This window comes from Mucilaginibacter sp. 5C4 (assembly GCF_034345625.1).
Classification (GTDB): Bacteria; Bacteroidota; Bacteroidia; order Sphingobacteriales; family Sphingobacteriaceae; genus Mucilaginibacter; species Mucilaginibacter aurantiaciroseus.
Genome location: NZ_CP133775.1, coordinates 1,870,238 through 1,883,211, shown reverse-complemented (window position 1 = coordinate 1,883,211; position 12,974 = coordinate 1,870,238). Strand labels below are relative to the sequence as shown.

At 39.8% G+C, this 12,974-nt stretch carries 13 protein-coding genes; 8 read left to right on the top strand and 5 right to left on the bottom strand.

Annotated features, from left to right (window positions below; translation table 11 throughout):
• Positions 1 to 247 precede the first annotated feature (247 nt).
• Both RHM67_RS08870 and RHM67_RS08865 read right to left on the bottom strand, forming a co-directional pair.
• Positions 248 to 841, bottom strand: a complete 594-nt coding sequence (locus RHM67_RS08870; protein WP_322231775.1) for a DUF6088 family protein — start codon at positions 839 to 841, stop codon at positions 248 to 250.
• A 568-nt stretch (positions 842 to 1,409) separates the two neighbouring features.
• A complete protein-coding gene (locus RHM67_RS08865; protein WP_322231774.1) occupies positions 1,410 to 1,589 on the bottom strand; it encodes an SDR family NAD(P)-dependent oxidoreductase in 180 nt (59 codons plus the stop codon).
• Positions 1,590 to 1,842: 253 nt separating this feature from the next.
• Between RHM67_RS08865 and RHM67_RS08860 the strand changes: the two genes are divergently transcribed.
• The 3 genes from RHM67_RS08860 (at position 1,843) to RHM67_RS08850 (ending at position 4,619) form a co-directional block, all read left to right on the top strand.
• Positions 1,843 to 2,646, top strand: a complete 804-nt coding sequence (locus RHM67_RS08860) for an NIPSNAP family protein (RefSeq protein ID WP_322231773.1) — start codon at positions 1,843 to 1,845, stop codon at positions 2,644 to 2,646.
• Between the two features lie 535 nt (positions 2,647 to 3,181).
• On the top strand, positions 3,182 to 3,538 hold the full coding sequence (mobC, locus tag RHM67_RS08855) for a plasmid mobilization relaxosome protein MobC (protein ID WP_322231772.1): 357 nt from the start codon (positions 3,182 to 3,184) through the stop codon (positions 3,536 to 3,538).
• The gene (locus tag RHM67_RS08850) at positions 3,513 to 4,619 is read left to right on the top strand and encodes a relaxase/mobilization nuclease domain-containing protein (RefSeq protein WP_322231771.1); all 1,107 of its coding nucleotides are present in this window, start codon (positions 3,513 to 3,515) and stop codon (positions 4,617 to 4,619) included. Before mobC ends, RHM67_RS08850 begins: the two co-directional genes overlap by 26 nt.
• A 258-nt stretch (positions 4,620 to 4,877) precedes the next feature.
• On the opposite strand, the gene RHM67_RS08845 is transcribed toward RHM67_RS08850, so the two are convergent.
• The gene (locus tag RHM67_RS08845) at positions 4,878 to 5,273 is read right to left on the bottom strand and encodes a helix-turn-helix transcriptional regulator (protein ID WP_322231770.1); all 396 of its coding nucleotides are present in this window, start codon (positions 5,271 to 5,273) and stop codon (positions 4,878 to 4,880) included.
• A 137-nt stretch (positions 5,274 to 5,410) separates the two neighbouring features.
• On the opposite strand from RHM67_RS08845, the gene RHM67_RS08840 reads away from it, so the two are divergent.
• The 3 genes from RHM67_RS08840 to RHM67_RS08830 all read left to right on the top strand — a co-directional run bounded on the left by RHM67_RS08840 (position 5,411) and on the right by RHM67_RS08830 (position 9,127).
• Positions 5,411 to 6,865, top strand: a complete 1,455-nt coding sequence (locus tag RHM67_RS08840) for a HEPN domain-containing protein (RefSeq protein ID WP_322231769.1) — start codon at positions 5,411 to 5,413, stop codon at positions 6,863 to 6,865.
• 505 nt (positions 6,866 to 7,370) lie between these two features.
• Positions 7,371 to 7,532, top strand: a complete 162-nt coding sequence (locus RHM67_RS08835) for a hypothetical protein (RefSeq protein ID WP_322231768.1) — start codon at positions 7,371 to 7,373, stop codon at positions 7,530 to 7,532.
• Positions 7,529 to 9,127 (top strand): recombinase family protein, encoded by a 1,599-nt coding sequence (locus RHM67_RS08830; RefSeq protein ID WP_322231767.1) that lies wholly within the window; start codon positions 7,529 to 7,531, stop codon positions 9,125 to 9,127. The genes RHM67_RS08835 and RHM67_RS08830 overlap by 4 nt, the downstream gene beginning before the upstream one ends.
• 172 nt (positions 9,128 to 9,299) lie before the next feature.
• On the opposite strand, the gene RHM67_RS08825 is transcribed toward RHM67_RS08830, so the two are convergent.
• Positions 9,300 to 10,157, bottom strand: coding sequence for a nucleotidyl transferase AbiEii/AbiGii toxin family protein (locus RHM67_RS08825; RefSeq protein ID WP_322231766.1), 858 nt, complete (start codon positions 10,155 to 10,157; stop codon positions 9,300 to 9,302).
• Position 10,158: 1 nt separating this feature from the next.
• A complete protein-coding gene (locus tag RHM67_RS08820; protein ID WP_322231765.1) occupies positions 10,159 to 10,959 on the bottom strand; it encodes a hypothetical protein in 801 nt (266 codons plus the stop codon).
• A 228-nt stretch (positions 10,960 to 11,187) separates the two neighbouring features.
• On the opposite strand from RHM67_RS08820, the gene RHM67_RS08815 reads away from it, so the two are divergent.
• The gene (locus RHM67_RS08815; RefSeq protein WP_322231764.1) at positions 11,188 to 12,297 is read left to right on the top strand and encodes a PAS domain-containing sensor histidine kinase; all 1,110 of its coding nucleotides are present in this window, start codon (positions 11,188 to 11,190) and stop codon (positions 12,295 to 12,297) included.
• 71 nt (positions 12,298 to 12,368) lie between these two features.
• Positions 12,369 to 12,548 carry a hypothetical protein gene (locus RHM67_RS08810; protein WP_322231763.1) on the top strand — a complete coding sequence of 60 codons (180 nt, stop codon included), beginning with the start codon at positions 12,369 to 12,371 and terminating at the stop codon, positions 12,546 to 12,548.
• Positions 12,549 to 12,974: the final 426 nt, after the last annotated feature.

The following is a 12,974-nucleotide window of genomic DNA, read 5'->3' as shown; positions in this document are numbered from 1 at the left end:
TATCTACCCTTAGTTGGGGCACGGGTAATTGGCAGGAAATTAAATTTAATTATCCAAGAGGACAAAGCATTAAGAACTCGGATAAATAACACACTTATCAAAAGGCCGACAAACCTTTGGCAGGCGTTGTTAGTGTTACCCACCAGTCTTTTTCAATGGCTTTTGTTCCTATACCACTGGCAAGTGCTGCTTGGTCAATACTTGTTTTCCTTTATGCGTCCGTTAATTTTAACCAACCTATCATAGCTTATATCAATTTGATTAAGTAGTCATATATTTTAGCAGGTGCAAGCTGTAGATCTTCTTTTAACACCTTTGGGTCTTCTTTTAATAGCAATTCTTTTATTCTCATTTCTGTTTTGCTGTCAATATTCTTCGTGCCCAATTCTTCGAGGACTTGCACAATTAAGCTGCTGTATTGGCCTTTCATTGCCAGCTTTTTCGGTGTGGTAGCTTTAAACTTGATCAGCGTTTTTCCTATCTTAATTTCTTTGGCCGTCCCGCTGGTTAAATAAACTAATTTTGTTGGCCCCTGCGTGGTTAAGCCCAACTTATGCAGTGCATACGCGCCAGCCGGTTTAATCTGTATCTTTTCCTTTTTAGCAATAGCATATGCTATATCTTCCGGCGCAGGCGCTATTTTACCCAAAACAGAGTCAGTTTTTGGCATCAGGTAGATGCCATGCCCCAACCGCTCAATGACACCTTCCTTATTTAGCCTGGTTAAAGACATTTTTATAGCACCCTCTGTACCTAAGCCGCGGAAATCGGTCGGAAATATCAAATCTCCTTTCCGGCGACGCCTAATGACTTGTTCTATTTGTCCGTGTGCAGAAATCATTGTTACTTATTGTAAGTAAAGGTAACGGAATTAATATGAATTTTGTTACAAATAATTTTAAAAAAGTAACACAATGGCTTCTGTTTAACCAAATGATTTATCCCGGATTAATTCATAGATGGGTTGGTATTTGGTGAAATTATTAAGACAGGTCTGCACAATGTTGTTTTCCGCTAATGCACCGTCATCCAGGTTGTAATCCCTCCCAATTATAAAATAATAATAGCGCCAATTATCGTTTGCCCTTCTTTGGCCAGTTCATGCGTATGAAGTCCGATCAAGCTGTTAAAGTGAAGTTTGCGCGGATCAGTTTCCTCCGCCTGGGGTTTGGCCAGCCCTACGATCTCATCGACTTTACGGTCGTCCAGGGCCAGCAGTTCGCTAAAGCTTAAGCCGTTTTGATTTAACTCACCAAGGTACTTAATTTTTAATATGATCCAAGTTGGCCAAGTACTTACGGTCTCTTAAATAAATATGTCCTTATAAAACTTAATGGATATCCCTTTATGCTTGAATGGTTTGTTGATATTTTTTTTCTAATGGGTCTAAAATTTGAATAAGCTAAAACCTAAATAACAGTCTTTTTTTCAGAAAAAAAGCAATAGTTCAATTGCTCAAGTCTTTCGGCCCGTCGGGCGGTAAGGATGATGGTAGCACCTTCTGCAGCTAAAGCCAATGCACTTGCTTTACCAATAACGGCACTTGCACCGGTAATAATAGCCACTTTGCCGATTAATTTTCCTGCCATAATTTTTTATCGTTTATATTTTTAATATTGTTTTGAGCTGGAAATATACCGATTTATAATCGATTAAAAACAGATTGAAAGTTACCGTTGACCGGTTTTGATCAAGCAAATCGTTCTATATCAAAAGTTTTGTATGTGAAGCTAAATAAAAAAGCACAGCATTTTTAACTGTAATTTTTAAAAGTTCCATCTCTTTTAGACTCGATTTACTTAGGTAAATTGTTTTAATTTGTAACCTTAACACATTATAAAGATGCGAACCAATAAAACTACTCTAATCACTTTAGCTGTATTAGCGACACTATCATTTTGTTGTCTGAATATAAAAGCGGAAACCCGGTTTAAAAAAACAAGGTACTATTATGAGATCAAAGTATATCATTTAAAAACCCAGGATCAGATCAATAAAACTGAACAATATTTAAAAACTGCTTACTTACCGGCTTTACATAGAATTGGTATAAGTAAAGTCGGTGTTTTTAAAGCATTAGATAATGATACAACCTCAGATAAGCGGATATATGTTTTCATACCGTCTGCTTCAATTGAAGCTTTCTCAAAAATAGATGAACAATTGTTTAATGATGGCCAACTTAAAAGTGATGGTGCAACTTACCTAAATGCAGCTTATAATGAGGCCCCATACGAGCGCATAGAAACTATTTTATTAAAGGCATTTACAGACAGACCCCAATTTTCAACACCATTGCTTACATCCCCACTTACTGAAAGAGTTTATGAACTGCGTAGCTACGAAAGCGCTACAGATTATTTATATCGCCAAAAAGTAAAGATGTTTAACGCCGGTAAGGAAGTAGATATTTTCACAAAGCTTAATTTTAACCCTGTTTTTTACGGAGAAGTAATAGCAGGCGGCCTAATGCCCAATTTAATGTACATGACGACTTTTAATAATAAAGCCGACCGAGATGAACATTGGAAACAGTTTGGAGATGGCGCAGATTGGAAACAACTTTCTTCGTTACCTGAATATCAGCACACCATATCAAAAGCTGATATTACGTTTTTGAGACCAACCGAATATTCGGATTTTTAGAAAAGTAGGTTTTAATCGTTCAATTTATGTTTGCCAGTTGACGGCTTGCATAGGGTGCAATAAATGGAAAATGATTCTATAGTAATAATTATCATGTGGCCCCATATTAAAATCACTATGGTCAAGCCTTTCTTTATATTTAACAAGAACAAAATTAAACTCAATTGGCGTATCAAAAAAGTAATCAACCAATTCCTTGTATACGATCCATAAAATGAGAGGATAAAAGTACCTATTTGAGGCCGAATTAAATGTAGTGTTTTCTTAATACAAAAACTAAGATAGTCTTCACGCGCCGAAGCGAAGCAAGCCATGTTTGAAGTGCCTTCAAACGCTTGCTTGCTTTGCAAGGCTGTATAAGCTTTCACTTCGTTCTGCATATAACAATGTATCGGTTGGGATGAATTTTATCTCCTGATTGGATATTTTTCTATACTTATTTACAGGCACTCAAAATTTATTTTTCGGTACTACCGAAAAGCTTGTGAAATACCTGTTTTTTCCGACCGGAAATTTGCTGCCTAAATATTTAGATATGGCAAGGCCGAAGATTGTTCAGGAACAAAAAAGAATTTACAGGTACGTGATCAGGCTCAACGAGAAAGAGCAGCAGAAGTTTATGGCTGCCGCTGAAGTTTCCGGGGTTGAGGTTTACAAGCTGTTACGTGCAAAGCTACTGACAGGACGCTTTCCCGAAGCAAAGATTGCGCGTATTGACTTAGGCGTTTATCTTGAACTGAAGAAGATTGGCGTAAATGTAAACCAAATAGCCAAACAAGTCAACGCCGGAAAGCTGCCCTTTGAGATCAGGAAGATCTTATTACAGTTGCAGGAACAGCAACACCTCATCATTAAGGTTTTACTCCATGATCGCGATTCAGAAAATAGGTAAAAGCTTTATGGGTGCCTTTAGCTACAACGTAAAGAAAATGGCTCATCCTGATAGGTTATCAAGAGCAGAGGTATTGGAAACCAATTTTACCTCACTTGACCCTTTACAAGTCAGAAAAGAAGTAGAACTGCTTAAGAGTCTTAAGCCCAACCTCAACAGGTATGTGTATCACACCAGCCTCAACTTTCCTAAAGACGAAAATTTGGATAATAAAACGTTGGTAAACATTGCTGGCGATTATTTAAAGGCGCAGGGCTTTACGAATAACCAATATATGATCTTTCGCCATTACGATGCGGATCATCCGCATATACACTTATTGGTTAACCGGATCGGTTTTGATGGCAGTGTGGTGTCGGACAGTAACAATTACAAGAAAAGTGAAGCGGTTATCCGCAAACTGGAAAAGCAATACAACTTATTATCTGTTGAATCGAGCAGTAACGTCCCACGGAAGGCCCCGACAAAGGATGAGATAGAAATGATCACAAGAACCGGGAAGGCATCTGAACGAATGGTGTTACAGGAATTGATGAACAGTTTATTAAACCGTCCGGGCTTAACCTTACGGGGTATGATTAGTGTGGGCGAGGATATGGGAATCAACTTTCTTTTTAACCAGGCTACTACGGGCAGGGTATCGGGCATCAGTTATTTTCACAACGGTTTCAAAGCGAAAGGCCAGGCTTTAGGCAATAGGTATAAATGGGCGGAACTCATTAAAATGATCAACTATGAACAAGTTAGAGACAGCGCAGCAATTAGCGAGGCAAACAGCCGGACAACAAAAAAATACGGCGAGCAAACCTCCGCAGGAACATACACCGCCGCCAAAGAACAACCCGGACCAGGAACTGGCCTGGTTTCTCCATACGCTGAAGCAGGTGTATCAGAACACCCTCCAGTTGAAAACGAAAATGGAAGTAATGGAGAAAGACCACTGGAAACAGATCAGGATGTTAATCTATTGGCTGATAATACCGCTGACCATCGCGACAGTTGGTTTGGCGATAATAGTGGTATTCAAATAAGCGACGATGAGGATGATGCTAAATACCGTAGGCGAAAAAGAAGCAGGTAGTAAGTAATAGCTGCATTGTGGCATTGCCTGCGGCTCCGGCTTTACGCTGTATCTTCTGCGAAGGATGCCGCTGCAATCCGTAATGCAAAAAAATCTATTAGATTTGCCCCATCGAAAAGGGCGATTCTTTGCCCGATTGTGATAAGGTTTAGGTTGAAGCCTCCAAGCAGCAAGTGTAAGGAGGCTTTATTTTGCCATAAAAAAAGGAACACCCAAACAGGTGTTCCCACACATAATAAACTATTCGAAAGGGGTGAATTACTTATTTTTCAATAATTCAATCTTTTCGCGTTCGCTGGCCAAAAGCCGTTCAAGTAATATTACCTTTTCATTGTATAACTCTACAATTTTGTCGATTGGATTGAAAGTGCAGTGATAATTATTGAATGATGAATCACTAATAGTACTATCATGAAAAGTATTAAAGTAATTTACCATTGCATCTTCACTAAAGCTTTTTATTGCTTCTGCCGTAACCCCTAACACACTGGCTATTTTTTCTAATGCGCTATCCTCTACCTCGGCACTCTGCTCGATTTTGGAAATCGCTTGTTGGCTTATACCCAATTCAGCAGCAAGTGCTTCCTGCTTCATGCCGCGCAATTCGCGGATTTTACTAATCTTTCTGCCAATATGAATAGTTCCTTCTGCCATAAGTCAAATGTATTTTAAAATGTAAATGTAACAAACAACCGTGCCATTGTAAAATACAATTTGCTATGGTTCGGTACGGCTGCATTGTGTACTTATTTTGAATGCCTGCCAATGCCGACAGGTAAAAACTATATATTATGCAGGCTGAAGAATTTAAACCCTGGGATTTCCACACGCTTAACCTGCGACCCGAGCAGGTTAAAAATCCGCTTAGCGTTGTCACTACATTTTTTGATCACGACAGCTTGCCGAGCCATTTGGAAACGTTACAGAATTGGTGTTTCACTATATCGAAGCCGGACTTTTACCGCGATGAGAAAGGCAGCCCTTCGGGACTGCTTTACTTCCATAAGCTTACGCTTTGCCTGGTTGAAGCGGCGCATCTTATTAAAGATATGCCGTACAAACTTAATGTTACGGTATCGGCAAATGACCTTTCTTTTGAGCAAAGGGAATGGAGCTATTACCCGGTATCACTGAACAAAGAACAACAGCTTAACCCGTATTTGCTATTAGATGATTTTTTCAATCAGTATAACTTGCCTCAATACCGAGCGACGCTTTACGACTGGCTGGAGCATGGATTATCCTTACAGCCTGCCCGTGAGTTTATAGAGCCCTTAGACCTGCTGACGGTGCATGAGAACCTGCAAAAGCTATTTGATGCAGCATGGTTTATTTTTCAGCGGTTGTCAGTGAAGCCATCATTGAAATGCGATGCTCCTATGGGCAGGGTGCCGTTTTCGTTATCCGCTAATCTCTCCCAAGCCGAACGGGAGGTTTATGCTGTTCAATTATACAAGCTGAATAGTCATATGTCAGATAAGCAAGCCGTAATGATCAGCAAGCTTGTTTCTATCATTATTCATAAAATTGGCTCTGTCCAAGCAGTGATCTTTTTGGGCACTGCATCCAAAGATAAAATATACCTGCTTGTACTTACCGCTAACGAGGAACAGCGTTTAGCGCAAAGCCTCGCTGGTATGATTGAAGATAGTTGCAAGGAATCAGCAAACGTAGTGGCATTAGTACATCATGCATCTGCCCTTTTTACGGGATTAAAGCGGGGCAACCTGTTTTTTAATACTGCTTTAGGTTGTCCGGCTGTTTATCTTTCAGGGGAACTGTTATTACCTTCCGCTATACCTTTATCTGCCATCCAACATAACACAACATCATCTCAATGGCAACACTGGCACCGGTTGGGATTAGACTTTTACAGCGGTGCAAAATATCATTTAGAGCAAGGAGCAGATAACGCTGCCCTTTTCTGTCTGCATCAATGTTCGGAGTGTATTTTGGTGGCTTTAGTACGGGCCGTACTGAACTATGATATCAATAACCATAACCTGTCAAGATTATTGACAATTACCGAAATGTTTACCGCTGATCTTGCTATCGTATTTAAGCTGAATGAACCGGGAAATTTAACGCTGTTCAACGAACTGAAACATGCCTACGTGAATGTCAAGTATAAGGATGCGTACGAAGCCAACCGGGGTAATGTAAGAGCGTTATTAGGAACAGTAAAACAGCTATTGAATGTAGCTGAAAAGGTTTATGAGCACCATTTGCTGATAAGTAGCTTGTAAATTATTCTTTGGAGTAATGCAGCTGCGGCAAGCGGCTCATTACATCACGCGCATGCACGCTATATTCATTCGCCGCCAGCCTCGCTGCGAAAGCAGGAGTAACTCGTACCTCGTTACACCTGCAAAAACCGAAAGCTGACTGAAAAGAATAACAGTTAAAAACCTTATTGTGCAAGTTATAGTGACAAACCCAATAACCACAGCTTGTAATTTATAAGTTAAACGAATAAAGAAAGGGACTCTGATTGCCTATCGTTGCATTTCACCGCTCCCACAAAGTTAGCCCAGTCCCGAAACCGTCAAGGGCGTGTAAATGGCGTTTGTTTTTTGGGGCTGGTATGCGCCACCCTTGACAATTTCGTGCCTTAGCGCTGCCGGTTGTATAAGCGGAGCAATGACTACCTATGTTTAAGAGCCGTAACCAAAGTTTATTAATCGGTACTACCGAAAAGCTTGTCAAGTAAGGCCGTCCAGTGATGCGATTTTGCCGCTTAAACTCAGCGGCATGGACAACAATTCAGGACGGAAGCGAAACATAACTCCCCAAAGAGCAAAGGAAATATTGAAGAAAAACGGTGTAGAAGTAAGTGAAGACGAAGCTGAAAAAATATTGGAATTGATGTATTTTTTTGCTAAATTAGTTGTAAATCAGAACGTTAAGGTATGAAAATAGCAGATTTATATATAAGGGTAAGCACTGAGGAGCAGGCAGATAAAGGTTACTCTCAACGAGGACAAGAAGAAGTATTACGCAAGTATTGCGAGATTAATAAAATCAGTATTCGTAACACCATTTTTGAGGATCATTCCGCTAAGACCTTTATACGCCCGGAGTGGCAAAGCATGCTAAGCAATCTTAAAAAAACTAAAGGGCGTAACGTTGACTTGATTTTATTTACTAAATGGGACAGGTTTAGTAGGAACGCCGGGGATGCTTACCAGATGATGAATATCTTAAATCATTTAGGCGTTGAGCCGCAGGCCATCGAACAGCCTTTGGATTTAAGTATCCCCGAAAATAAAATGATGTTGGCTATCTATTTAGCAGCACCGGAAGTTGAAAATGATCGCAGGGCACTTAATGTATTTCATGGAATGCGCCGTGCGAGGAAAGAGGGCCGTTGGATGGCATCTGCCCCGGTAGGATACATCAATAAAACGGCTGAAAACGGTCGAAAATACATTGCTCCGAGAGAGCCGGACAGTACCATATTAAAATGGTGCTTTCAAAATTTGTCAACCTCGGAATTTTCAACTGAACAAATTTGGAAAGTCGCCCGGCAAAAGGGTTTAAAATGCGGCAAAAATAATTTTTTGATCGCTATCCGTAACCCTGTTTATTATGGTAAAATCACGATTCCCAAATATAAAAATGAGGAAACTTATTTAGTTCAGGGCCAACATGAGCCACTTATATCTGAACATTTATTTAACGAGGTACAGGATGCCTTGGATGGTCGGAAAAGAAAGCAAGGCACTAAGATATTGTCGATTGATGAACTGCCATTACGTGGGTTTTTAGAGTGCTCGCGGTGTTCAAGAATATTGACTGGCAGCGCATCCAAAGGAAGAAATAGTTACTATTATTACTATCACTGTTCTACCCAATGTGGTTGCCGTTATAAAGCAGACGTTGTTAATGATGCTTTTATCGCTGAACTAAACAAATACAGTCTTGACGCAGCCATGAAAAAACTCTGCGCGAGCGTATTGCTGGACGTTTATAACAACGATGCTAATGAAAGTAAAGACGACAGAAAGACCGTTCTTAAACAGATTGATGAACAGAACGAAAGGTTGCGTAAGGCGCGTGAATTTATGCTCACTTCGAAAATTGAACCGGAAGATTATGCCTTGATCAAAAAGGAAACGGAAGTAAATTTGGAAAAACTGGAAGCGAGAATTACTGACGTTGCAGTTAAGCCAATAAACATTGGTGAATACGTAATAAAGGCAGTTGATGTTATTTCCAATATCGGTAAATTATATCAAAATGCTGATAATGAAGGTAAAAGGGCTATTATTGGTTCGATGTATCCTGAAAAGCTGCATTTTGACGGACAGAAACATCGAACCATAAGAGTTAACGAAATGATTAAACTTACATACTTGATTTCCAGCACGTTAAGTGGTAAAAAAAGAAGGGCAAGAACTGAAGAATCAGTCTTGCCCACTTGGGTGCGCCCACCTGGGCTCGAACCTATCTTTGTAAATAACTTATTATCAATAACTTATAAGGAAAGTCAATCCTTAGGTGCTTAGTTATGTGCCTATTAATTGACTATTCAAATATACGAATTTGCTGCTTAATTCTAATTAAACAGTGGAATTGTTGTCAAACCGGAAGAGAATTATGCAAATAATAGTGAATCAAATGGGCAGGCGATATCAATGTAATAATGCTAAAGTTTAATAAGCGTTTCCTGGAATTTGATTAAAATATTTTATTAAACAATTCCATTAAATCCTTCTTTACAAGCCCATAGGGCGGAAGTATAGCAGGATTAATTTGGTGCCCCAAACTATTTGCCCAGGCGGCTTTAATCTTACGGTCAATTTCGTCATTGATCAACTGTTCCACCCCTGTAAATTCAAGGTTTTTAAATTTCATTTTTTCATGAAAGGCGTTAACAACAACCGGCCAGTCCCAATCTGGCATATTACGGGACAAGTACCATATATCATAATAATCCCTGGGCGCGGTATAGGATCGCTGTATCAACGCCCGCAACTTTTCAGCCATGACTTCTTGTAAGTTGTAACAAGGTATCCCATCGGTTGCATTGGTTAGCTTGTCTGAATAGCTATGTGTAACAGGCCGCTCTTTTACCGGGAACAGTAATTTTTCATATTGTATCATCTCGATTTTAATGCTGGTCGTCCATCGTTCCGGTGGCGGTACGGCCTGATCTTTAGAATGATCCGCTCCCCAAAACTTGACAATTGCCGCATAGCCCGTGGGGGTGTTCTTATGGCGTAGTTGGGTGAGCTGTTCGATATGTAGGGGTAATTCCGTCCGTTCGGTAACTAATGTTGTGATCTCCGTCAGTAATGCCTTATCCAGTATAAAATCAGGACTGTTTACTGTAAAATCAAGATCCTCAGAAAACCGGTAATCATTGATGTAACACTTTCTCAAACAGGTTCCGCCTTTAAACACGATACTGTTTCTGCACCGATGTATGGAAAAAATGGCATCTATAAAATGCCCTAATACCCAATCCTTATCAATGGTACTCCTGGAAACCAGGTGTTCTTTAGCTTTATTATCTATTTCTCTTTTTAGTATCACACTAATATTCCTTTTGGGCGATGCCCTCCAATTGTTCTCTGCTGATATTTAATCTCAATCTCCAGGCTGATACAAAGTCGCCTGTTTCGCTACCTAAAGGATCAATCAGGCTGTACTTTTCATTGACCTGCGTTTGGGCATAATCCACGAATGCACTAAGTGACTTCTTTTCAAAAAATTCAGCCAGAAAGCCGATACGCTTTGTTACCGCAATGTTTGCCGCTGCGCTGCAATAGGCGATCATTTTGTCGGCCTTTAAATCAGCTTGTACGAATGCCCGTAAAAGTTCAGCATATCCGCCAGAGTGCTGTGGCTGGTCAAAACAATCAATGACCGTCTTTTCTATATCGGTTATGGGATACTTAAAATTTCCTTGTCCGTTCCACATAATTCCAATACGCTTGGTGTGAATGATCTTCACGAACTTATAGGAGGTGCCAAAAATAACTTTGTCCTCCTTTTCCTGGGTCGTCTGTATAAAGACGGTATTGGAAAACTGTTCAGTTAATCCGTGTTGATTTAATGCCGACCAATAGGCGACAGCGCTATTCGCTACTACAAATGTCCCGATCACGTTTTCATCAGTAAAATTCGGGCGGCAAAACTTACCGCGCTCAATCCTGGCCAGCAACCCTTTGTGAACGAGATTTTCAAGCACTTCATTCAGGTTATCAAATTGTTTCTCAATTTGCTTTTCAATTTCGTCAAACCTGAATAGCTGAATTTCATATTCATCCAGCAACTTCAGAAATGCTATCTGAATTTCTGTTAAATTCTTCGATATGTAAACACTGGCTGCCATTTTACCTCTTGTTCGGAGATAAGACCTAAAAATTGGGTCTTATCCTTGTTGCAAAGGTAATAACTATTTAACACATTTAAAAATTGAACCCCCGGTTAGTCTACTAATGGCTACTTCGTTGCCTAAACTAATTAAAACAATACGGACTTTTTAAGCTTCTATAAGCGAGCGATCATCCCCTTCTGCTAATATTACAATTGATAGAATTCAAGGACAGTTCTCATACTGATGGAAACTATCGAATCGTTAAAGAAAGAGAACGCGGCATTAAAGGTGGAAACCCAACGGCTTAACGAAAAAGATCGCCAGAATAGATTTCGGACCATTTTTGAATATTCGAGATTGGCAAATAAGGTAATCTCGCCGGACTTAAAGATTCTTCAAGTCAATATGGCTTTAGTCACGTTGCTGGGATATGACACCAAGGAGGAAATTATCGGCACGCGGATACTGGATTATTCCCCGTCGGCGGATCATCAGCATTGGAGATCCCTCCAGGTGCAACTTTGGCAAAAACAAGTCCCTTTTTTTAGTTTGGAAACGCGTCTTATTAAAAAAGATGGCACCATGATCTGGTGCCAGGTAACTTCCATTTTATTTCCGGATGAATCAGGATCATTAGGCTACACGATCATTGATGATGTATCTGAACAACATCAATTAAAAATTCATAAAGAAGAATTTATTAGTGTAGCAAGCCATGAACTCAAAACGCCTATCACCAGTTTGAAAGCGAACCTCCAGTTGATGAGCCGGATGTTAAAGACGGAAACGTCTGTAACTGATCGTTTGATTAAACTGACTGAAAATGCAGAAAAACACGTCATTAAACTCAGTTTTTTAGTAAGTGATCTATTAAGTTCTACAAAGATAGAGCAAGGTCAACTTTCCCTGAAAAAAACAACTTTTATTTTAAAAGAGTTGGTTGACGAATGTTGCAGCCACATTCGTTTAGAGGGTAAATACCATATCAATTATCAGGGAAGTGATTCTTACAGCATATTTGCAGACCGGGACAAAATCGACCAGGTGCTGGTCAATTTGGTCAATAACGCAGTCAAGTATGCATCTGAATCTTTAGAAATTATAATTGACGCTCAACCTATTAAAGGGACTACCAGAATATCAGTTAGCGATAAGGGTAAAGGTATCGAACCTGGACATATAGGCAAGCTTTTTGAGCGCTACTTTAGATTGGCGAAGGATAATAATCGTGCATCGGGCTTAGGACTTGGTTTATATATTTCTACTGAAATTATCAGATTACATGGGGGCGAGATGGGCGTAGAAAGTGAATTAGGGAAAGGAACCACTTTCTGGTTCACCATTCCCGACTAATTCCGGTATTGTTGAATCTTCCGAATAATCGCTACACACACTAATCAATTCATTTTTTAAAAAGTCAAATCATGCGCCAGGAAAAAAAAGCAGAACTGAAGAAAACTGAAGAAAAGGTAACTCCAAAGCCTTTAAATGATGGCATGAATACGCCGGTGCCTGACCAAACGGAAGCACCCGTACCATCACTAAGTGAAGCCGCTTTATTTAAACAAGCTCACAACCCATTAGGTGATCCGCATAAGGTTTAAGCGTCTGCAATCACGAAATTGTTTAAGTTCATTTTCGTAGTACGATTTTTGCAGAGTAATTGGTGTAATTCACATTAACCTTTGGATAATGATTGAAATTAAAGACAGAACACCCGCTATTACCACAGCAAACACCCTATTGGTTACGCTACCAAAGCAAAAAAGGCCACGTATCAACCGTCCAGTTCCCAAATAATCAGCTATTAAACTTTTGTTAATGAAAAGTTTCACAGTAATGATCTCGATATACAATTTAGCGATGGACTTTATTGTAACCTGCATTGGTGCTAAACCTTATCGTTTCAAGGTAGAAACGATCATAGGTGAACCTCATGCGACCGTGTTAAAACTACTCCCCGGACATACATGGGTCGCTGAGCATGTTTCAATGAAGTATTTTACCAAAGCTAACATCAGGAGGCTTGG